This is a genomic window from Streptomyces mobaraensis NBRC 13819 = DSM 40847 (assembly GCF_017916255.1).
GTDB lineage: Bacteria > Actinomycetota > Actinomycetes > Streptomycetales > Streptomycetaceae > Streptomyces > Streptomyces mobaraensis.
In genome coordinates, this window is sequence record NZ_CP072827.1 from 3,930,641 (window position 1) to 3,952,060 (window position 21,420).

General features: G+C 71.4%; 18 protein-coding genes and 2 tRNA genes. 11 read left to right on the forward strand and 9 right to left on the reverse strand.

The features are described 5' to 3' along the window. Positions 1-51: 51 nt before the first annotated feature. From J7W19_RS16785 to J7W19_RS16795, 3 genes are all read left to right on the forward strand, one after another. Complete coding sequence (locus J7W19_RS16785) at positions 52-1,554, forward strand: S1C family serine protease (protein WP_004943070.1); 1,503 nt, start codon at positions 52-54, stop codon at positions 1,552-1,554. A gap of 108 nt (positions 1,555-1,662) precedes the next feature. Beyond that, positions 1,663-1,752 (forward strand) — tRNA-Ser (locus J7W19_RS16790). A gap of 230 nt (positions 1,753-1,982) precedes the next feature. Next, positions 1,983-2,519 carry a hypothetical protein gene (locus tag J7W19_RS16795; protein ID WP_040889298.1) on the forward strand — a complete coding sequence of 179 codons (537 nt, stop codon included), beginning with the start codon at positions 1,983-1,985 and terminating at the stop codon, positions 2,517-2,519. An 80-nt stretch (positions 2,520-2,599) separates the two neighbouring features. Here J7W19_RS16795 and J7W19_RS16800 read toward each other — a convergent pair whose 3' ends face one another. The 5 genes from J7W19_RS16800 to J7W19_RS16820 all read right to left on the reverse strand — a co-directional run bounded on the left by J7W19_RS16800 (position 2,600) and on the right by J7W19_RS16820 (position 6,922). Further along, entirely contained in the window at positions 2,600-3,166 is a 567-nt protein-coding gene (locus J7W19_RS16800) for a site-specific integrase (protein ID WP_275450986.1), read from the reverse strand. A gap of 393 nt (positions 3,167-3,559) precedes the next feature. After that, a complete protein-coding gene (locus J7W19_RS16805; protein WP_004943076.1) occupies positions 3,560-4,588 on the reverse strand; it encodes a serine hydrolase domain-containing protein in 1,029 nt (342 codons plus the stop codon). After that, a complete protein-coding gene (locus J7W19_RS16810; RefSeq protein ID WP_078587935.1) occupies positions 4,589-5,875 on the reverse strand; it encodes a UDP-N-acetylglucosamine 1-carboxyvinyltransferase in 1,287 nt (428 codons plus the stop codon). Positions 5,876-5,877: 2 nt separating this feature from the next. Then, entirely contained in the window at positions 5,878-6,606 is a 729-nt protein-coding gene (locus tag J7W19_RS16815; protein ID WP_004943082.1) for an LbetaH domain-containing protein, read from the reverse strand. A 130-nt stretch (positions 6,607-6,736) separates the two neighbouring features. Beyond that, entirely contained in the window at positions 6,737-6,922 is a 186-nt protein-coding gene (locus tag J7W19_RS16820; RefSeq protein ID WP_004943084.1) for a hypothetical protein, read from the reverse strand. 515 nt (positions 6,923-7,437) lie between these two features. Between J7W19_RS16820 and J7W19_RS16825 the strand changes: the two genes are divergently transcribed. Both J7W19_RS16825 and J7W19_RS16830 read left to right on the forward strand, forming a co-directional pair. Beyond that, positions 7,438-8,769 (forward strand): hypothetical protein, encoded by a 1,332-nt coding sequence (locus J7W19_RS16825; RefSeq protein WP_040889303.1) that lies wholly within the window; start codon positions 7,438-7,440, stop codon positions 8,767-8,769. 63 nt (positions 8,770-8,832) lie between these two features. Continuing rightward, positions 8,833-8,942, forward strand: a tRNA-Ser gene (locus tag J7W19_RS16830). A gap of 67 nt (positions 8,943-9,009) precedes the next feature. Here J7W19_RS16830 and J7W19_RS33510 read toward each other — a convergent pair. Beyond that, positions 9,010-10,716, reverse strand: coding sequence for a fibronectin type III domain-containing protein (locus J7W19_RS33510; RefSeq protein WP_004943091.1), 1,707 nt, complete (start codon positions 10,714-10,716; stop codon positions 9,010-9,012). Positions 10,717-10,845: 129 nt separating this feature from the next. Next, positions 10,846-11,727: an FG-GAP repeat domain-containing protein gene (locus J7W19_RS16840; protein WP_004943092.1), complete on the reverse strand. Its 882-nt coding sequence runs from the start codon at positions 11,725-11,727 to the stop codon at positions 10,846-10,848. A gap of 260 nt (positions 11,728-11,987) precedes the next feature. Between J7W19_RS16840 and J7W19_RS16845 the strand changes: the two genes are divergently transcribed. Next, on the forward strand, positions 11,988-12,491 hold the full coding sequence (locus J7W19_RS16845; protein ID WP_004943094.1) for a carboxymuconolactone decarboxylase family protein: 504 nt from the start codon (positions 11,988-11,990) through the stop codon (positions 12,489-12,491). 116 nt (positions 12,492-12,607) lie between these two features. On the opposite strand, the gene J7W19_RS16850 is transcribed toward J7W19_RS16845, so the two are convergent. Beyond that, entirely contained in the window at positions 12,608-13,279 is a 672-nt protein-coding gene (locus tag J7W19_RS16850) for a GGDEF domain-containing protein (RefSeq protein ID WP_004943096.1), read from the reverse strand. Positions 13,280-14,012: 733 nt separating this feature from the next. On the opposite strand from J7W19_RS16850, the gene J7W19_RS16855 reads away from it, so the two are divergent. The 4 genes from J7W19_RS16855 to J7W19_RS16870 all read left to right on the forward strand — a co-directional run bounded on the left by J7W19_RS16855 (position 14,013) and on the right by J7W19_RS16870 (position 18,749). Next, positions 14,013-14,336 carry a hypothetical protein gene (locus J7W19_RS16855; protein ID WP_004943098.1) on the forward strand — a complete coding sequence of 108 codons (324 nt, stop codon included), beginning with the start codon at positions 14,013-14,015 and terminating at the stop codon, positions 14,334-14,336. A 647-nt stretch (positions 14,337-14,983) separates the two neighbouring features. Then, on the forward strand, positions 14,984-15,820 hold the full coding sequence (locus tag J7W19_RS16860) for a DUF1906 domain-containing protein (protein WP_051072559.1): 837 nt from the start codon (positions 14,984-14,986) through the stop codon (positions 15,818-15,820). 482 nt (positions 15,821-16,302) lie between these two features. Next, positions 16,303-16,833 carry a SigE family RNA polymerase sigma factor gene (locus J7W19_RS16865; protein ID WP_040889306.1) on the forward strand — a complete coding sequence of 177 codons (531 nt, stop codon included), beginning with the start codon at positions 16,303-16,305 and terminating at the stop codon, positions 16,831-16,833. A 245-nt stretch (positions 16,834-17,078) separates the two neighbouring features. After that, positions 17,079-18,749, forward strand: a complete 1,671-nt coding sequence (locus J7W19_RS16870; protein WP_004943103.1) for a long-chain fatty acid--CoA ligase — start codon at positions 17,079-17,081, stop codon at positions 18,747-18,749. A gap of 696 nt (positions 18,750-19,445) precedes the next feature. Here J7W19_RS16870 and J7W19_RS16875 read toward each other — a convergent pair. Further along, positions 19,446-20,708 (reverse strand): MFS transporter, encoded by a 1,263-nt coding sequence (locus J7W19_RS16875; RefSeq protein WP_004943104.1) that lies wholly within the window; start codon positions 20,706-20,708, stop codon positions 19,446-19,448. Between the two features lie 125 nt (positions 20,709-20,833). Here J7W19_RS16875 and J7W19_RS16880 point away from each other — a divergent pair, with 125 nt between their 5' ends. Then, positions 20,834-21,412: a TetR/AcrR family transcriptional regulator gene (locus J7W19_RS16880; RefSeq protein ID WP_004943106.1), complete on the forward strand. Its 579-nt coding sequence runs from the start codon at positions 20,834-20,836 to the stop codon at positions 21,410-21,412. Positions 21,413-21,420 lie beyond the last annotated feature (8 nt).

Sequence of the window (21,420 nt, forward strand, 5' to 3'; positions counted from 1 at the left end):
CGCAGCGGCTCCGGCCGTGAACGAACCGACGTACGTGATGAGGAGACCACCGTGAGCACCGAGAACGAGGGCGCCGCCGTTCCTTCCGCGGGTGGTTCGCAGTCGGGATCTCCGGCTCCGGAGGCGGCGAAGGAGGCGACTCCCCCCGCGGCACCGCCCGCGCCCGCGACGCCGCCGGCCGGCTCGTCCGCGGCGGAGGGTGGCGAGGGACGCACCGAGCGGCTCCCGACCGTACCGCCGCACGCGCCCTCCGCTTCTCCCGGCCCTTCCGCCCCCGGGACGCCTCCGCCGCCCGCGGACCAGGGCGCCTGGTACAACGCGGCCGGCGCTCCGGCCGCGTACGGCGCGACGCCGCAGGACGGCACCGGGCACGGCGGCCCGCTCGTCCCGCCGGCCGCCCCCTGGGGCGCGCCCGAACCGCCGCGGCGCCGGCGCGGGGGCGGCCTCGCGGCGGCCGTCCTGGTGGCGGCCCTGGTCGCCGGCGCGGCCGGCGGCGGCATCGGCTACTGGGCGGCGAACCGGAACGACACCTCGTCCACGACCGTCTCGGCCCCGGGCGACCCGAAGACCGCCAGCCGGACCCCCGGTTCCGTCGCGGACATCGCCGCCAAGGCGCTGCCGAGCGTCGTGACGATCGAGGCGCAGAGCAGCGGCGGCGAGGGCGGCACCGGCACCGGCTTCGTCTACGACACCGAGGGCCACATCCTCACCAACAACCACGTCGTGGCCTCGGCCGCCGACGGCGGCCGGCTGTCCGTGACGTTCTCCAACGGCAAGCAGTACGACGCGGAGGTCATCGGCCGCGCCCAGGGCTACGACGTCGCGGTCATCAAGCTGAAGAACCCCTCAGGGGCCAAGCTCAGCCCGCTCCCGCTCGGCGACTCGGACAAGACGGCCGTGGGCGACGCGACGGTCGCGATCGGCGCGCCGTTCGGCCTCTCCGGCACCGTCACCACGGGCATCGTCAGCGCCAAGAACCGTCCCGTGGCCTCCAGCGACGGCGGCGGCAGCGGCAACGCCTCCTACATGAGCGCCCTGCAGACCGACGCCTCGATCAACCCGGGCAACTCGGGCGGCCCGCTGCTCAACGCGCAGGGCGCGGTCATCGGCATCAACTCGGCCATCCAGTCCGCGAACAACGGCGGCGGATTCCCCGGCGCCCAGGGCCAGTCCGGCAGCATCGGGCTGGGTTTCGCGATCCCCATCAACCAGGCCAAGAACGTCGCCGAGCAGCTCATCAAGACCGGCAAGCCGGTCTACCCCGTCATCGGCGCCACCGTGAACATGAAGGACGGCGGCACCGGCGCCCGCATCGCCGACAACGGCACCGACGGATCCGCGGCGGTGACCCCCGGCGGCCCGGCGGACAAGGCCGGTCTCAAGTCGGGCGACGTGATCGTCAAGCTCGGCGACACCAAGATCGACAGCGGCCCCACCCTGATCAGCGAGATCTGGACCCACAAGCCCGGCACCAAGGTCCCCATCACCTACGTGCGCAACGGCAAGCAGACGACGACCGACATCGTCCTGGGCGAACGCACCGGCGACAAGTAACCCCGGCACGGACCCGGCGTGACCGCCCCACCGCCCCCGGCAGGTCTCCCCGCCCCAACCCGCACCCGGTAGGCTGTCCCCCGCGCCGCGGCGGACAGCCCGGCGCGGGGAGGCTTGCCCGAGCGGCCTAAGGGAACGGTCTTGAAAACCGTCGTGGCAGCGATGTCACCGAGGGTTCAAATCCCTCAGCCTCCGCCAGGCCAGCATTGATGCAGGTCAGAAGGGGTGTCCCGGTCCGGGGCGCCCCTTTCGCGTTGGGGCCTTGTCTCACCTTGTGACGCCCGTTTCCCGGGTCTGATCAGCGCGTGCGGACCAGGCGCGGACCAAGCAGGGGCGGCTCTGGCCTTGGGCGCCCTGGAGCTCCGACGACCCCAGTCCCCCTGTCTGGATGTGGTCGTTTTAAGCTCCAGAGAGGAGGGGGTGGAGCAATGCACGCGCCGAATGTTGTTGGGGATTGGCAGGAGTACCAATCGGAGGAGTGGGCTGGTCTGCGAGTCCGAGTACACGGTCTCAAGAAAGCTGTGCCACCACGTGGCCGCGATGACAAGGCCAAGGGGTTGTCGTACGTCAGCTTTCTCGTGACGTTCGAGAACCGCGGCACTGAGTACTTCACTATCGATCTGTACTCGGGACTCAGGCACTTCGACGTCCGGGTGGGCCGGGACGGCCATGGTGCGTTCATTGATGAGTACGGGTCTGACGTCATCAGAGGGTTCAACCTCTATCCCCAGCGGCGGGTGACGGCAACCCTCTACGTGGCGGCGACGGCCGCGAAGCTCAAGCAACTGGACATCCAGGTCAGCCCCGACATCGACGGAGACCCGGCGTTCGGATACGTCTGGGTCGGCGGACTCGGAGTGCACGAGGGGTCCACGCGTCTCGGGCGGCGCGCGTCAACGGCGCAGCCGAGTGTGGCCAACGAGGTAGAGCAGTTTTTGAAGCAAAGCGCCCCCGACGACGCCTGATCTCTGTCCGCAGCCAACGCAGAACTCCTCCTGAACCCACTGATGAGGTCCAGGAGGAGATTCGGTCGCCCGCAGGAAGATCAATCCGCAGAGTTGAGAGCCCGGTCGATGAGCTGGTTCGCCTTCTGCTGGACGCCATTGATGATCTTCGCGTAGAAGTGGTAGAGCACGGCGATGCTGTGGCCGGCTCGTCGGGCGACCTCCGCCGGTTCGACGCCGGCCTTGAGCCAGAGCGAGATGCCGGCGTGTCGGAGGGAGTACGGCACCTTGGCCAGAGGGGTTTTCAGCTCCTCCGGAGTGAGGACCTTCTCCCGGGCTGCCTCCCACAGGTCGCAGTACTCGGTTGAGCGGACCCGGCCACCATGAACGGCCCAGAAGAGTCGGCCGTCTGGAGCGACTCCGTGCGTCTTGATGTGCTCGCGGACCATCCGGACGAAGACCGGCGGGATGGGGACCGATCGCGTTGCTCGCCGGGCGCGTCGTTTAAGGCCGCGCTTCTCGTAGGACTTGCCGTCGTCGGTCCAGCCCGAACCAACCTCTGGACGGCTCTCTTCAAGGGCGGCCCGCTCACGCGGGCCGCCGCGCGCTGGCGGCCCGTGGCCGCCGCCGCTCCTGTCTGCCGCCCCGCTCCGGCGGCCCCCGTCCACTCAGCGCGCAATGCCAACCGAGCGCGACGACCAGGACCAGGAAGTTCCTCGTACGGCCCATCGCCAACACCATCAGGCCGACAGTGCCGAGGCCAGCCGTCCAGCCGCCGCGTCTGACATGTGCACCCCACAGCCCCGAACCGCCCGCCTCCCTGCTGTTGTCCGCCGTTCGCGCCAGCGCCCGCGATGGGCCGGGCGAGCATGCAACGCAACGGCCGGCGCGACACCGGCCGTGACGCAATGAATAGCGTGGCCGGCGTACGTGGGTGGTTGCTGGAGGCACACGTGGCGGGTGGTCGTCACAGTGCGGGCGCGCGGTGGCTGACTGGTGGGGGTGGCCGCCCACACAGGCGAGTGGTGGGTGGCCCGCAACTCCGAGGCGCGGCAGGGAGTTCATTCCGACGAGATCGTCTTGAGGGCCAGAGCTCGCAGCGGTGCGAGGCGTACGCGGGCCGGGCCGTAATAGACGGCGTTCGTACAGATCACCAGGTAGCGCCCGGTCGAGGGGGCGAGGTACAGGCTGGTGCCGGTGAAGCCGTGGTGATACGCGACGGACCCGCCGGCGGCGAGAATCCACGACAGACCACGGTCGAGGCCCGGTTCGATCGGAGCGTGGGGGACCAGACTGGAACGGAGCCAGTCACCCAACGGGCCGCTCTCGTCGGCGGACAGCAGGGCTTGGGCGTAGGTGGCGAGGTCGGCCGGGGTGGAGAACACTCCGGCGTGACCGGCCACGCCTCCCATGAGCCCGGCGTTGTCGTCGTGAGCGGCACCCCAGATGCGCGGGGCGCCGGGAAGTCGCTGTTCGGTGGGGGCCACGCCGGAGGTACGGGCGACCGGGCCGTAGAACGTGCTGCGCATGCCGAGCCCGCCCCACATGTCGGCTGCCAGTTGGTCGAGGGGCCGGCGGTGAAGGTGGGTGAGGGCGAGGCCGAGGAGGATGTAGCCGCGGTTGATGTAGCGATGGGCGCCGGGGGTGTCCTCCAGCGGTTCGCGACACAAGAGCTCGTGCAGCGGCAGGTCCGCGCCACGGTAGTGGTCGAGCCGGGTGGAGGCGCGGAGGCCGGAAGTGTGAGTGATCAACTGCCGTACGCTGGCTTCCCCGCTGGGGGCTTCCCCGCTCATCACCGGAAGGCTGTCGCGGATGGGAGCGTCCAAGTCGATCAGCCCGTCCTGGACGGCCCGGCCGACGAGCGGCCAGGTGGCCACGACCTTCGTCAGCGACGCGATGTCGTAGACCGTGTGCACCGAGGGCGGCTGTGATCCGCACTCGGGAGCGACCACGCCGGCCACCATGACCTCCTGGCCGTGACCGGCGGTCCCCGCGACGACGACACCGCCCGGACTCGCACCGTCGGCCACCACTTCTTGCAGCGTCTCCCCGAGGCGGGCGGTGTCGTCGGCGCTGAACGGTGCGGGCATCTAGACCTCCGGTTCGATGGTGACCTCGGCGCCCAGCCTGGCCAGGTTCGGGAGCAGATGGCCGTAGCCGCGCCGCAAGTGGTGCAGACCCCGGATCGTAGAGGTGCCGTCGGCGGCCAGGGCGGCGATCAGCAGTGCCGCCACCGCGCGGATGTCGGCTGCCTGCACGTCTGCGGCGTGGAGCCGTCGGGGGCCGTGCAGGCGGATCATTGACCCCGTGACGGTGAGCTCCGCGCCGAAGGCCCGCAGCGGGACGACGTGAGTGTCCCTCCGGGGGTACACCCACTCACCGATCAACGAGGGCCCGGCGGCCTGGGTGAGTAGCGCTGCCAACTGCGGGGCACTGTCGGTGGGGAAGCCGGGATGCGGCCCGGTGGCGACCTCCACCCCGGACAGGGCCCTCACGAGCTGCACGCGGACGGTCTGGCCGTCGGCGGCGAGAGCGATGCCCGCGTGGGCAAGTGCGGTGATCAACCCGACGGGGAGGTGGTCGAGGGTGATGCCGTCCAGGTCCACGCACCCCCCGGTCGCGGCAACCGCCATGGCGACGGTGGCGGCCTCGATGCGGTCGCCCACGATCGCGAAGGTGCCGCCGTCGATCCGGTCACTCCCCGATACGTGTAGCCCCTCGACGTCCCAGTGGATCGCGACGCCCCGAACGGCGAGGAACCGACAGGTCTCGATCACCTCGGGCTCGATGCTCGGGCTCGTGATCAACGAGGCACCCGGGATGCGTGCGGCCAGGAGCACCGCCGTCACCGTCGCTCCCAGACTCGGCCCGTATGGGGTGTTCACGTCCACGGTGAAAGCACGCAGGCCGCGTCGCCCGGACAGGACCCGGAGCTCTGTCGGTGTCGAGACGACCTCTGCCCCGGCGGCCCGCATCGCCGCCAGATGGCGGTCGATCAACCGGGGACAGAACGCGTCACCACCGGGGTAGGGAAAGGTGACCTGCCCGGCACGGGCAAGGACAGCGGATGCCAGGACGGCGGTGGTGCGGATCTGCCGGCCGAGTTCGTACGGAACCACCGGCCTCAGCGTCTCGGCCGGGCTGACCATGAATTGGTTGCGGTCGAACATGGCGCCGACACCGATGTGCCGGAGGATCTGGGCACAGACGCCGGTGTCCACGATGTCCGGCGCCCGCACCAGGACCAGCGGGGTATCGGCCAGGAGCGCTGCCGCGTACAGGTGAAGGGCGATGTTCTTGCTGCCCTGCACTGGATACCGGCCGGTCAGTGCTCGGTTTCCGGTGACTTTCACGAGACCGTCAGACGAGATGGTCATGGTCACCTGACCCGTGACCCGGCAGGCAGGAAGCCGCCGATGTGGTTGTGGGGGTAGACCACACTGCGGGGGCCGATCAGTGTCCCCGGTGACAGCACTGTCCCGGCGGGCAATGCGACCTCGTCACCGATGACCGCACCGAATTTCGTCTGGCCGCTGCTGATCCGGCGCCCGTCCAGGGTGACGGTGATTTCCTCGATCGCCGGTTCGGCGACCGGCCCGCGGTCGCAGCGCAGGCCGGTCGTGGAGCAGAAGGCTCCGAGGTTGACGCGGTACCCGACCACCGAGTCGCCGACGAAGCAGGGGTGCTTGGCGAAGACGTGTCCGGCCAGCAGGCTCCGGGTGATGTCCGCCCCGAACCCGATCCGGCAGCCGGGGCCGATCACGGCGTAGTCCCGCACCAGAGCGCCGGCCCCGATGACCGCCCCGCAGCAGACCAGGACGGGGCCGACCACTTGGGCTCCGGCTTCGATACGTGCCCCCTCCTGCACGATGACGTCGCCCTGGCACAGGGCTCCGCTCTCGATCGTGCCGCCCCGGTCTGCGTCCAGGCCGCACGCGGTGGGGTCGTCCAGGTCCGCGACCACGGCCGGCTTGACGTCGAACACGGTCTGGCAGCGTGCCAGCAGCCGGGCGAGGTAGGGGCTGAGCGCGTTGAGGTTGAGGTAGTAGCCCGTGCTGAGCCGCACGTCTTCCGCCGTCGCCGCGGAATCGGGAAGGTGCTGCTGCATGGGGATGCCTCCATAGCGTCGAAGGGCCGATGTGCAGGAAGTGCGCGCGCCAGGGGCGCGACCGGAAGTGGAGGGACGCTGAGGGCCCCGGCACCCCGAAGCGGGTTCGCCGCCGGGTACCGGAGCCGGATCAAGCGGGGGTGTCAGTGACCGGGTCGGTGTCCGGGGCCACGACCGCGAAGCCCGGGTGCAAGGACTCGGCGTTCATGTCCCGATCGACGATCACCGCCAGGAGGGCGAAGGCGGTAGCCATCGCGCCCAGCCAGACGGCCACGGCCCCGGCTTCCGGGTCGATTCGACGCCGGTAGGCGCTCATCACCGCGACCCCTCCGATCGGGCCCGTTCACGAGCGGCCATGGCTCGTTCGACCTGGAGGCTCACCGCATACAACTGGCCCGGTTCGAGGACCAGTTCCGTGCGAACCGCGCCTCCGTCACGAAGACGCACCTCAACCGCGAACCGGGTCTCCTCCGTCGCGTGGTCGTATCGGGCGTCCCGTTGCATCAGGGCCACGCGATCGACCATGGGGGCGCCACCGGACTCATGGCGCCCCTGGTCAGCAGCCGCGCTGTGCGTCACTTCATCCAGGGGAATACCGGTCCTGGCTGTTCCTGTGCCATGCATCTTGGGATCACCGTCTCTTCTGCTCGCCAGGCCCGCCGAACAGGGACGAACCGGCGGCCGGGCTGTGGGCATGGGTGTCATGCAGAGGCTTGGACGATCAGTCGGCGATGCCAGTTAAGGGCGGGGCGAGAAGCGCGGTAACCCCACGCAGGGGGCACCCATGATGGGTACATTCCGTGGGGGGTACTACCAACTCAGGGGGTAGGCATGGAACTTCCGGCGTCACCGGCAGCGCTTCCACCAGCACTTCTGAATGATCGGCGTGTCGCCGAAGCGCTGGCCCGCCGTGATGTCGGCGCCTTGTTCGCACTCGCTCACGAGGCGGGCATCAGTTTCAACCGCATCAGCGAGGCGTGCGGCATCCGTGCCGAACGCGTGAGCCAGATAGCTAGGGGGCATGGGACCGTCACGTCCCTTTCCGGCCTGGAGCGGATCGCTGACGGGCTCCGGATCGCCGGCCGGTGTTTAGGCTTGGCCGAGAGGCCGTGGGAGAGCGCGGGTACGCGAACTCCCCAACAGCATCGAGAAGATGGAGAAGATCCGATGAAGCGCCGCGATGTAGTCCGCGGCGCGCTCGCTGCCGGTCTGGCAGGTTCCGGGCTCGCCGCTTTGACCACCACCCGCCACGACATCGACGCCGCTCTGGCCGCCGACCATACGTCGTCCGATCTCGGTTTCTGGGAGAGCACCGCCGAGCGGTACGGATACGGCTACCACGGCCAGGCGCCGGCCGACGTGCTGGCGAACCTCGCCGGGGACTTCGGCGAGCTGAGGGCACTTCTGGCTCGACCGCAGACCGTCAAAGGCCGGGCCACGCTGTGCTACGTGACCGGCCAGATGGCGGGCATGGTCGCGATCGTCCTGCATGATCTCGGCCAGGACCGCGAAGCCCATCGATGGTTCCGTACGGCCGGCCGGGCTGCCGAGCAGTCGGGGGACAACCTCCTGCACGCGTGGGTCCTCGGGCGCGAGGCGATGGTGCCTCTCAACTACGGGGCTCCACAGGCGGCCGCACACCTGGCCGAACAAGCCCGGCACCTGGCGGGAGGCAAACCCAGCGCAGCCGCTGCATTGGCCTCGGCCGTTGCTTCGCGCGCTTACGCCAGCGGCGGCCACCGGGAGAAGGCCCTCCGCGCGGTGGCCGACGTCGAAACTCTTGCGGAGCGGCTCACGCCCCAGCAACATGCCGATACCTGGTTCGGCTACCCGATGCAGAAGCACCACGTCCACATGAGCCAGGCCCTGACTCTGCTCGGGGAGACCGACCGGGCATACGAGACCCAGGGACAGGCGCTTGAGCTGTCGCGCATGCCGTCACACATGACCCGAGCGCTGATCGCCATTGATCAGGCGGCCTGCCGGGCCCACGACGGCGACCGAGCCGAAGCGGCGCACATCGCCGCCCAGGCGTACGGTGGTCTGCCGACCTCCTATCAGACCGGTCTCACCCAGACTCGGGCGCTCGCCCTGTACCGGACGCTCCCCAGGGATACCCCCGGTCGCCAACAGCTCGCGGGTGCGCTGGGAGTCGCCGGCTGACCCGGGGGGGCGTTCCCGGAGCTTGCGGACCAGGCGCGGACCGGGGAGCAGCCCGAGGGCCGAGGAGGACAGTCTCTCCGCAGGTCAGGGCGGTACGCGGTCTGATCTGCGGCACGGTCTTGAAAACCGTCGTGGCAGCGATGTCACCGAGGGTTCAAATCCCTCAGCCTCCGCCGAGGTCAGCGGTGATGCGCCGGCCGGAAGGGGTGCCGACCTCAGGGCGGCACCCCTGGTGCATTTCTAGCGCTTTTCCACGCTTGCCAGGTTGCTGCGGCCGGATTCCACGCCGTCCTTGGAGACGGCGACCACGTAGTAGGTCAGGCGGTCGCGGCCGGTGTTCGTGTCCAGGAATTCCAGTCGCCCGTCACCCGGGTTCCGGAGGGTGCCGGCGAGCGTGAAGGCGGGGCCTCCGTGCTCCTTCCGGACGTAGACGCGGAAGGACGGGGCGTTGTCGAGGGAGCGCCAGTACAGCTTCACGCCCTGGGGGGTGTCGTAGGCCTCCAGGGCGAACGGGGGCTGGGGCGCTCCCCGGAATTCGGGGGTGAAGCGGACGGTCTGCGCGGAGCGCTTTCCTTCCCGCTCGTTGACGGCCACCGCGCTGAGGGCGTACTCGTACGTGGTGCCGTCGACCGTGGGGTCGTCGGTGTACGAGAGCACGCTGCTGCCGCTCTTTCCGATGGCCTTCCAGTCGTGCTGGGCATCCCGGCGCCAAATGCGGTAGGCGATCACGTGGTCCTCGTAGGGGCTCTTGTCCCAGGAGAGTTTGGCGCGCCGGCCGTCGATGCCCGTCACCTTGAGACCGGTGGGAATTCCCGGCTCGCCGGGGCGGCGGATCTCAGGGGTGAAGGAGACGGGCGCGGAGCGTTCCGACCGCGTCTTCTCCGCGACCGCCACGACGGCGTACTCGTACGCGGTGCCGTCGTCCTTGGGGGTGTCGATGGCCGAGGTTCCGGCGGTCGTGGCGGTGAGTTCCCAGTCGTGGCCGGCGGCGCGGCGCCAGACCTGGTACTCGCGCACGTCCGGCTCGGTGTTCTTCGCCCAGGAGAGTTCGGCCTGCTTGCCGTTGGCCGAGACCACCTTGAGCCCGGCGGGGGCGGACGGTGCGGCGGGGGCGGGCGGGGTGGGCTTGGGCGTGGTGACGCGCACCTCGGCGGAGCGGGCGGAGACGTTGCCGGCCTTGTCGACGGCGGTGACGGCGTAGGCGTAGCCGCTGCCGTCCTTCGCCGGGCGGTCGGTGAGGGACGTGCGCGTCACCGGCTTCGCCCCGCTGACGGTCTGCCACGGCCCGGGCTTGCCGGTGGCCGGGAGGGCGCGGCGGTGGACCTGGTAGCCGGCCAGGTCGAGTTCGCTGTTCCCGGCCCAGGTCACGGTCGCTTTGCCGGACGCGGTGTCGTAGGCGGCCCGCGTTCCGGCCGGGGCCAGCGGCTTGACCTTGTCGTCGGGTTTGCCGGTGACCGGCGCATAGGTGAATTTCACGGCGGCCGGGCCCGTGACATTCGCGTACTCGACGCGGAGAGTGTGTTTCCCCTGGGGGACGGTGATCCGGACGGACTTCTTCCGAATTCCCTTCGCGCTCTTCCAGAGGTCGATCGCGCGGGTTTTGTCCACGTAGACGCGGACGCCGCCCTGGATTTCCGTGGCGAGGGTGAAGGGGCCTCCGGAGCCGAAGTCACGGGTGGTCGTCCAGCGCACGCCGAAGTTGTCGCGCGGCAGGCCCGCCGGGGCGCCGTTGCCGTAGTTCTCGGCTATCGCGTGGTCGCAGCCGGTCTTCTTCGGCTTGCCCGCGAACGTGGTGCCGGCGAAGAACTCGGCCTTCCAGACGCCGGGAGCGCAACCGGAAACGGGTGCCGCGGAAGCGGGACCGGTCGGCACCGTCAATCCCAGTGCCGCGGAGGCGATGACGAGCGTGGTCGCCGATGCGCGACGTACGGCGTTTCTTCCGTGCATGCTAAATGGGTCCTTGCTGTGAAACGGATGGCGCAAGGATGTGGGGGGAACGCCGTCGTGATAGTGCCATGCGACCGGTGGTCTTGCGAGCGGAGGCCGCCGCTCCGGGTGAAGCGGCGGCCCGGGACGTCAGAAGAGGTCGCGGTACTGGTTGAAGCCCGTGCCGATCTTCGTCTTGGCCTTGAAGGGCGCGGCGGCCTTGCCGGTGCCCTTGTAGAGCCACAGGTCGCCCTTGGGGTCGCGGGCGAGGAGGTCGCTGTGGCCGTCGGCGTCGACGTCGCCCGTGGTCACCAGCTTGTCGAAGCGGTTCCAGCCGCCGCCGACGCGCGTGCGGGCGGCGAACGGCTTCCGCGCGTCGCCCGTGCCCTTGTAGAGCCAGAGGACGCCCTGCTTGTCGCGGGCGACGATGTCGGCCTTGTTGTCGCCGCTCAGGTCGCCGAGGCCGGTGATCCGCGTGTACTGGCCCCAGCCGGGGCCGATCCGCACGCCGGGGGCGAGGGTGCCGTCCGCCTTGGTCGGGAAGCGCCAGAGGACGCCCTGCTTGTCGCGCGCCACCAGGTCGGGGTGGGCGGCGTGGGCCAGCGTGCCCGGCGAGAAGACGTTGTCGTACCGGCCCCAGCCGCCGGCCACCCGCTTCAGCTTCCCGTTCCGCCAGAGGTTGAGCGTTCCGTCGTCCATGACGTGGTACGCGCCGTCCTGACTGCCCGTCAGGTCCGGATCCACCGACACGCCGTACTTGAGGTGGGGCCAGACGTAGGCGCCCGAGCGGGCGTCGAAGCCGCCCTTGCCGTCGGGCAGGTAGGCGTACATCTGGCCCGACGGCAGGATCCCGGACAGGAAGAAGAACGGCGCGACGGGCGTCGGCCGGTGCCGCGCGGCCTTGGTGCCGCCCTGGCCGCTCTGCCCGGCCGCCGCGGCGGTGCCGGCGGCGCCGCCGATCAGGGTGGACGCGAGCGCCGCCGAGGCGGCGAGACGCGACAGGGTGCGCGCCTGCCGGGAGGAGTGGGTCACGTGGGACTCCAGGGGTCGTACGGAACGGAGTGCGGGCGCCTCTGAGGTGCTGAGGCGCCCGCATCATTCTCCGGTTCTTCGCACTGGTGGCCCAACGCATTTCGGGGAACGCCGAAGGGCCCCTCGCGACCGGCGCCGTGTGCTCCGGATCACCTTCCGCCGCCGGTCACGTTCGTTTCCCCGGATCCGTCAGTGCGGTGTCAGCGAAGAACACGGCGGCGGTTCGGCCGCGGTGGCAGTGGATCGAGGAGGAGATGGCGATGGCGAAGCGGTCGATCACGGCGGAGGTGCCGGCGGTCTCGCGGATGTCCGACCCGGTGGAGCTCGTGCCCGAGATGGCGGAGGTGTCGGCGGCGCTGTTCAAGGCCGTGGGGAACCGGACGGTGCCGCGGCGGACGATCGGACTGGTGCACCTGCGGGCCGGTCAGATCGTCGGCAACACGTACCTGACCATGCTGCACACCGACCTGCTGCGCAAGGCCGACGAGACCGAGGAGCGGATCACGGCGGTGTCCTCGTGGCAGGACGCGCCCTGCTTCACCGCGGCGGAGCGGGCCGCGCTGGCCCTGGTCGAGGCGGTGTTCCAGCCGTCGGCGTGGGGCGAGCGGGTGTCCGACGAGCTGTACGCGCAGGTGGCCGAGCACTATGACGACAAGGCGCTGGCCACCCTGACGATCGCGATCGGCCAGGTCGGGTTCTTCGTCCCGCTGGCCCTCGTCGCCAAGCCGGTGCCCGGACGGACGTTCTCCGAGCCATGGAAGTAGGGGCAGTAGGGGCAGTAGGGGCAGTAGGGGAAGAAGGGGAAGTAAGGGCAGCAGGGGCGGTGCGGTGGTGACGCCGTTCGCCGGGCGGCGGGGTGCCGCCCGGCGGACGGTGGCGTTCAGGAGGCGGCCCGGCGCCGGACCGGGGTGAGCAGCGTCAGGTGTGTCCCCGGGCGTCCGGCGCGGCGTCCGGCCACGGTGGGGTACGTGCCGACGGCACCGGCCGGCCGCCAGTGGTCGCCCAGGCGCTTGGCCGTGTACATGGCCTCGTCGGCGGCGCGCAGCAGCTCGGACAGGGCGGCACCCGGGCGGTGCGCGGTGTGACAGAGGCCGATGGAGGCGCGAGGGGAGAGTGTGACGGTTCCCGCGTCGAGGGGCGCGGAGAGCCGGGCGGACAGGCCGTACGTCAGCTCCTCGTCCAGGTCGGCGTCGGGGGCGAGGCGGACGACCGCGGTGAACTCGTCGCCGCCCAGCCGCGCGGCGAAGCCGCCGCGCGAGGCGCACCAGGCCGCGAGCCGGCGGCCTACCGCGGCGAGGACCTGGTCGCCCACCGCGTGCCCGTGGGTGTCGTTGATCTGTTTGAACCCGTTGAGGTCGAGCAGCAGCACCGCGGCCTGCGGGTGGCGCACCGCGCGCGGGGCTCGGGCCGTGAACTCCTCCCGGCGCATCAGCCCGGTGAGCGGGTCCGTGCGGGCGGTACGGAGGCGGCGGGCGAGGACGAGGGCGTGGGCGGCCCAGCCGAGGGTGGGGGCGGCGATGGGCAGGACCTGGCATATGAGGTTCGTCATCATCGGTTGCCTTCCTGTGCGATCGCTGGTGCTTGGGGGCGTTCCTGGCTTGTCGGCCGGCGGGGGCGCCGGGGTGCGCGGGGTGCGGGGTCGCGGAACTGCGAGGTCTCCGGGCTGCGAAGTTGCCTTGCGGGGTGCTGCGTTGCGTGCGCGGCCGGTGTGCTGACGTGCCGACGTGCTGGTGTGCCGACGTGCTGGTGAGCTGACGTGCGGGTGCGCTGACGTGCCGGTGTGCTGCCGGACTGGACGAGCCGCTGTGTCGCCGGACCGGACGAGCTCGTGCGCTGCCGAACCAGTGCGCCGGAGTGCCGGTCCGTCCCGGGTGCGCTCGCGGCCGTGCGCCCGTGCGGTGTGGCGCCTCACCGCCCGGACTCCCTCTTGGTGCGCGGGAGTTCGGGCGAGGCGGGCGCGGTGCACATCCCTTGCCCCGTTCCGCGCCGGAGGAGCGGTGGGTGGCGGGAGCGGGGGGCGTGGGGTCGGATCGGTGGTGAAACGGTTCGCTAGGTGGGGATTTCGGGAGTTCGGTGGGGTGAGGGAACGGTGTGTGACCGGATGCGTGGGCCTGTGGAGGTGGTGAAGGTTTATCCATGCAACGTCATGCTTGCGAGGGAATGGGGAGTCGCAGGGGGTTCGGTGGGGATTCGGTGGGCAAATCTGCAGTCGCGACGTCGTTGATCCGCAGGGCGGCCGGCCAACCGCCTTGCACCGCAGCGCAGTTCCCCTATGGAGGCATGACATGGCAAGCACCCGCACAGCAGCCCGTATCCTCGCCGCCGTAGCCGCCCTCCCGATGGCGGCGCTCCTCTTCGCCGGTTCGGCGCAGGCCGACGACGGTCCCCGTGGACAGCTCGCCAACCGGGGTTCCAACGCGGCGATCGCCGGCGTCGTCGGCAGTGGTGTCGGCGGCAGCAACCATGGGAACTCCACGACCAGCCAGCAGGTCGCGACGGGCGCGGGAGCCACGAACCAGGAGAACACGGCGAACGTCACCGGCTCAGGCCATACCGCGATCCAGCAGGAGAACGTCCGGGTCGTCTTCGCCCATATCCACGACGACTGAGGGGCCGATCCGCGCCGTCGCCGAGAACCGCCCGGGGTGACCGGGGAGGCGGCCGAGGTGACCGGGCCGGACGGGGCCGCCAGGGCGGTCGCGGCGGACGGGCGGAGAGGCAGTTCGGTGAGGGAAGGTGCTGAAGGGGCCTGAGGCCCCGGAGGCGCCGGGGGTTGAAGAGGCGCCGGGGACGCCGACATGGGCCGGGCACGGCGGTCGGCGATGTCCGGCGGCCGGGCGGTGAGGTGGACCGGCGGCCGGATGGCGGCGCGGGCCCGTAGGAAGGGAGCGGCATCGGGCAGCAACAGACAAGCCAAGAACAGGAACAGGGCCGGGTACAGGACCGGGCACAGGGTCAGGGTCAGGAAAAAGGTCGAACGGCCGCGCGAGGGCGCCCCCATGCCCGTCGCGCGGCCGCTCGCCCACAGCGGCGGCGGAGTGGCGCCGGAGCGGTGGCGGAGTGGCGTCGGGGCACCGGTGGAGCGGCGTCGGAGTGCCGGTGGGATGGTGCCGGATCGGCGAAGGGGCCTACCGAAACGACCGGTTCGTCACCCTGGAGCCGGAGTTCCCACGTCCGGGCTGCCTTTCGGGCCAGACGGATGAATCGAGGGCGTGTCAGCGAAGGCCCATGGGATCCTGGACCTTGACTTCGCCGTATGGACGCACGAAGAAGGATCATCGGATATCTCGTCGCCCTGATGGCGGGCGTGGCCCAGCTCCCGGCCGGCTACGCGCCCGCCACGGCGGCCGACGCGAACGCGCCGATGGCCAAGGCCCGCGCCGTGTTCCGGGGCCGGGCGTTCGACACCTGCCAGGCCCCCTCGCTGGTCACCCTGCGGGCGTGGAAGACCTCCCCGTACCGGGGCGTCGGCGTCTACTTCGCCGGTGACGGGCGGGCCTGCCCCCGCCAGCGGTGGCTCAGCCACGCGTGGCTCACCGGCGCCCGCGACCTGGGCTGGCGCGTGCTTCCGCTGTACGTCGGCTCGCAGTCGCCCTGCGTCCGCTCGGAGACCAAGCGGGCCATCCCCATCGGCGACGAGCCGGAGGACCAGGGGGCCGAGGAGGCCGTCGAGGCGGTGGAGAAGGCGCGGCAGCTCGGCATCCTGCCGGGCAGCCCGATCTACCTCGACATGGAGGCGTACAACGACAAGGACGAGGACTGCGCCGCGGTCACGCTGGCGTTCGTCCGGTCGTGGAGCAGTACGGTCGCCCGGCACGGCTACGTCTCCGGCTTCTACAGCAGCGCGGAGTCCGGCATCCGGCACATGGAGCGGGCCCGGCGCGCCGGCGTCAAGTCGCTGCCGTCGGTGATGTGGTTCGCGCGCTGGCGCGTCGCCGCTTCGACGGCCAACGAACGTACCCTCTCCAAGAGCGCCTGGCAGCCCCACCGGCGCATCCACCAGTACGCGGGAGAGGTCTCGGAGACCCACGGGGGCCGGAAGCTGACCATCGACCGTGACCTCGTCGACGCTCCGGTGGCCGTCATCGGGTGACGCCGGGGGTGGGAGCCGGACCGATACCGACGTGGGGGGTGGGGACCGGAACGATACCGGCGCGGGGGCTTGGCGACCGGCGTGGGGACATGGTGTCCGGCGTGGGGGCTTGGTGCCGGACCAATGCCGGCGGTGAGTGCCTGGGAGCCGGACCGGCGGTACGGATACCGGGGCCCTGGGAGCCGGACCGGTCCGGACACCGGGGCTCAGAGGCCGGACCGGTACCGCTGTCGTGGCCCGGGCGCCCCACCGATACCGGCGCCGGGCGAACCGGCGGGGCGGGACCGGGCCCGAGGCTGACCGAGCCGGGGGCGGGACCGGACCCGACGCCGGTCGGCGCGGAGAGGCCGGACCGATACCGACGTCGCGGCGCCTACCCCTCCAGGAGGTGGGGGCAGCCTCACCCGTACGACCTGAGAGGGAGCGGTCTTCGGCACCTACGGCCGATCCGCCGGGTACAGGGGCGCTCCTAGCGTTGAGGCATGACCACGACCGTGTGCCCCAGTGCGTCCACTGCCGTGTACCCGTCGTTCTCGTCGTACGTACGGGCACGCGGTCCGGTGCTCCAGCGCACCGCCCGCTCGCTGACCGCGAACCCCTGCGACGCGGAGGACCTGCTGCAGACCGCGCTGACCAAGACCTACCTGGCCTGGGAGCGGATAGAGGACCACCGGGCGCTCGACGGTTACGTCCGGCGCGCGCTGGTGAACACGCGCACCTCGCAGTGGCGCAAGCGGAAGGTCGACGAGTACCCCTGCGAGGAGCTCCCCGAGCGCGAGGCGCCGCCCACCGCGGACCCGGCGGAGGCGCAGGCGCTGCGCGACGCGATGTGGCGCGCGGTGCACCGGCTCCCCGACCGGCAGCGGGCCATGGTCGTCCTCAGGTACTACGAGGACCTCACCGAGGCGCAGACCGCCGAGCTGCTCGGCGTCTCGATCGGCACGGTCAAGAGCGCCGTCTCGCGCGCCCTGGGGAAACTGCGGGAGGACCCGGAGCTGGCCCGGGCGGCGTGACGGGCCGCGGCGGTACGCGCTCCGCGTCCGTGGCGCGCGCCACCGCCGCCCTGGAAGACGAAGCAGCGGGGGACGAAGCAGCAGGGGACGAAGCAGAAGACCAAAGCGGAAGATCAAGCCCCGCCGAGGTAGTGACGTACCACCGGAAACGCCACCAGAATCACCCGGGAACGACCTGACGACCTTCGCGTGGCGGCCCAACCGGCCGCCACAGGTGCGAAACAGGCGAAATGGGGAGGCCCCTGGTGCAGAGCACGATGCAGGACGTACCGCTGACCGTCACTCGGATACTGGTCCACGGGACCGTGATCCACGGGCGGGCGCAGATCACGACCTGGACAGGGGACGGCACACCGCGCCGGCGGAGCTTCGCGGAGGCCGGGGCGCGGGCGACGCGGCTCGCGCACGCGCTGCGGGGACTGGGCGTCGCCGAGGACGACGTCGTCGGGACGCTGATGTGGAACAACGCCGAGCACGTCGAGGCGTACTTCGCGATCCCCGCCATGGGCGCCGTGCTGCACACGCTCAACCTGCGGCTGCCCCCCGAGCAGCTGGCCTGGATCGTCCGGCACGCGGCCGACCGCGTGGTGATCGTCGACGGTTCGCTACTGCCCCTGCTGGCGCCGCTCCTGCCGAAGCTCGACTGCGTCGAGCACGTGATCGTCTCCGGCCCCGGCGACCGCTCCGTCCTGGCGGACTGCCACGCCCGCGTGCACGACTACGAGGAACTCCTCGCCGCGCAGACCGCCGACGCCTACCCCTGGCCCGAACTGGACGAACGCCGGGCCGCCGCGCTCTGCTACACCTCCGGGACGACGGGCGACCCCAAGGGCGTGGTCTACAGCCACCGGTCGCTCTACCTGCACTCGATGGAGATCAACTCGGCGGCGACGTTCGGGCTGAAGCAGGGGGAGATCTGTCTTCCGGTCGTCCCGATGTTCCATGTGAACGCTTGGGGGTTGCCGCACGCCGCCTTCATGGCGGGTACGTCGCTGCTGCTGCCCGACCGGTTCCTCCAGCCCGCACCGCTCGCCGAGATGATCGAACGCGAGCGGCCGACCCTGACCGCCGGGGTGCCGACCATATGGCAGGGCCTGCTGGCCGAACTCGACGCCCGCCCGCGTGACACGTCGTCCCTGGGGGCGGTGATCAGCGGTGGCGCGCCCTGTCCGCCGTCCCTGATGAAGGCGTTCGAGGAGCGGCACGGGTTGCGGGTGGTGCAGGCGTGGGGGATGACGGAGACGTCGCCCCTCGGCTCGATCGCCCACCCGCCGGCCGGCCTCACCCCCGAGGAGGAGTGGCCGTACCGCGTCACCCAGGGCCGTCTCCCCGCCTCGGTCGAGGCGCGGCTCGCCGGTCCGGACGGCGGCTTCCTGCCGTGGGACGGCACGTCGGCCGGCGAACTGGAGATCCGCGGGGCCTACATCGCCGGGGCGTACCACGGGGGCGCGGACGGCGAACCGACTCGTCCCGAGGACAAGTTCAGCCCCGACGGCTGGCTGCGCACCGGCGACGTCGGAACGATCACTCCCGACGGCTACCTGACCCTCACCGACCGCGTGAAGGACGTCATCAAGTCGGGCGGCGAGTGGATCTCCTCCGTCGAGTTGGAGAACCACCTCATGGCCCACCCGGAGGTCGCCGAGGCGGCCGTCGTGGCCGTCCCCGACGAGAAGTGGGGCGAACGGCCGCTCGCGGTGGTGGTGCTGCGCGACGGTCACTCGGCGGAGTACGAGGCCCTGCGCGCGTTCCTCGGGGAGCGGGTGGCGCGCTGGCAGCTTCCGGAACGGTGGGTGCGGGTTCCGGCCGTGCCGAAGACGACGGTGGGGAAGTTCGACAAGAAGGCGCTGCGGCGGCAGTACGCGGAGGGGGAGCTGGAGGTGACGGTACTGCCGCCGGTGCGGGCGGGGGAGTGAGCGGATGCCGCTGTCGGGTTCCCGGGGTTCCCAGGGAGGGGCCTGGAGGGGGACCCGTCGGTGTCTTGTCCCGGGCGGCTCGCGACCAGTGTCTCGGCGGTGGCCCGGATCGCCCCCGTCCGGGGGCGGCGGCGCCTTGCCGGGCCGGTGACGGCGGTGGTCAGGATGCGCGACCGATCCTGATCGCCGCTATCCGCAGCAGCGGTAACGACCCTGCTTCGCCGCGTACCGTCGGGTCGGGTCTCTGTGTGGGGCAGTTTCTGCGAGGTCGCGGTGCCTGGTCGGGTCTCTGTGCGGGGCCGCTTCCACGGGCCGGGGCGTCCTGTCGGGCCTCCCGCACGGGGGTGCTTCCGCGGGGCGGGGTGTCTGGTCGGGCCACTGAGCGGGGCTGTTTCCGCGAGGTCGCGGTGCCTGGTCGGGCCTCTGTGCGGGGCCGCTTCCACGGGCCGGGGGCGTCCCGTCGGGCCACCCGCACGGGAACGCTTCCGCAGGCTGCGGTGCCTGGCCGGGCCACTGCGCGGAAACGCTTCCGCAGGCCGGGGCGTCCGGCCGAGCCACCGGTAGGCAACAGCCGGTTCGGTGTCCCCCGCCCCCCTGCCGTCAGCGCTCCCGCCCGACCGCCGTCAGCGTCCGGCCCCCGACCGCTGTCAGCGCCACCACGCCCGACCGCTGTCGGCGCCCCACGCCGGACCGCCGTCAGCGCTCCCGCGCCACCAACGCCCCGCCGACCCAGCCCGCCACCGCGCACACCGCGGCGATCACGCACACGCCGTCCCAGCCCCAGTGCCCGAACGCCGGGCCGGCGAGCGCCGACGTGATCGCGCCGCTCGCGAACGAGCAGACGACGTAGGCGGTGTTGGCCGCGGAAGGCGTCGAGGTGGCGCCCAGGGCGCGGGTCTGGTTGGCCACCTGGCCGGCCGTGAAACCGGCGTGCAGCAGGATCGCGCCGGCGCACAGCGCCCACAGGTGCTCGCCGCCGAGCCAGAAGAGGGGAAGGGAGACGACCGCCGCCGCGTAGCCCGTGGCCATCACCCGGTGGGTGCCGAAGCGGTCGATCAGGGTGCCCGCGAGGGGCGAGGCCGCGGCCGAGGTGAGGCCGAAGAGGCCGAACAGGCCGGCCGTCGCCGTGGACATGGCGTACGCGCCGTGCTCGTCCGTCAGCAGCAGGACGAGCGTCGTCCACAGCGCGCTCCAGGTGCCGAACACGCCGGCCTGCCGGACGCACGCCGCCCGCAGGGCCGGCGAGGAGACCATCAGGCCGGGCAGCCCGGCGATGACCCGGAGCGGGTGGGACCGCCGGATGGGACGCGTCTCGGGCGGGAGCACGGCCGCCGTCAGCACGCCGATGGCCAGGGTGAGCACGGCCGCGCCGAAGAAGACCGGCCGCCAGCCGTACGCCTGGCCGGCCAGGCCGCCGAGCACCCGGGCCGCGACGCTGCCCGCGAACAGGCCGGTCACCACGGCCCCGACGTGCCGGCCCCGGCGTTCGGCCGGCGCTCGCTCGGCGACCAGGGGGACGAGCAGCTGCGGGACGACCGTGGCCGCGCACGCCACGAGGACGGCCGCCGCCAGCGCGGGCGTACCGCGCATCAGCCCCGCCGCCGCGACCGCCACGGCCGCCACGGTGGAGAGCATCCACACCAGCCGTCGCCGGTCGGCGGTGTCGCCGAGCGGGGCGAACAGCAGCAGGCCGACGGCGTAACCGAGTTGGCCGACCGACGCCACCCAGCCCACGGAGGAGGAGGGGACGCCGAAGTCCTTGGCGATCAGACCGAGGAGCGGGGTCGCCAGGTAGATGTTCGCGGCCGTGATGGCCGTACATACGGAGATGACGGTCAGGAGGAGGCCGGTCCGCGGGCCTTTCCCGCCGGCGCCGGGGAGAGAAGTGAGGGCGGTGGTGGCGGCCGGAGCCGACGTGGGCTGGGAGGTCGTGGCGGATGTGGCGGGTGTGGCGGTCATCGCGGGAGGTGCTCCCCACTTTCGGTAGGACATCGCGTCGCGCGCTAGCAACCAACTGGTTGGTTGAAGATATTCCCGACAGTGCCCCACCCTTGTCAACCAATTAGTTGGTTACTCTGGGTGGCATGGCAGGAGTAAGGGACCCCGAGGCCACCAAGGCCCGTATCTTCGAGGCGGCCACCGCCGAGTTCGCCGCGCACGGCATCGCCGGCGCCCGGGTGGACCGCATCGCCCGCGAGGCCAAGGCCAACAAACAGCTCATCTACGCCTATTTCGGCAACAAGGCGGAACTGTTCTCACAGGTCTTGGAGGCCCGGCTGACCCAGCTCGCCGCCGAAGTCCCCGTGGACGCCGAGGAGGTCGACACCTGGATCGACCGCCTGATGGACTACCACGCCGCCCACCCCGAGCTGATCCGCCTGATCTACTGGGAGGGTCTGGAGTACGGCACCGACACCTTCCCGCACGAGGACGAGCGCAAACGGCACTACGACCGCAAGGTCGCCGTCTTCGCCGAGGCCCAGCGCAAGGGCGTCATCAGCTCCGAGATCCCGCCCGCCGACCTGCTGTTCATGCTGATCGCCCTGGTCTCCTGGTCCACCGTGCAGCCGCAGATGCGCCGCGTCCTGACCGGTGACACGGACGAGGACCGCGCCCGCCTCCGCGCCTCGGTACGGGCCGCCGCGCGGCGCATCGTGAGCTGAAGGCCGCG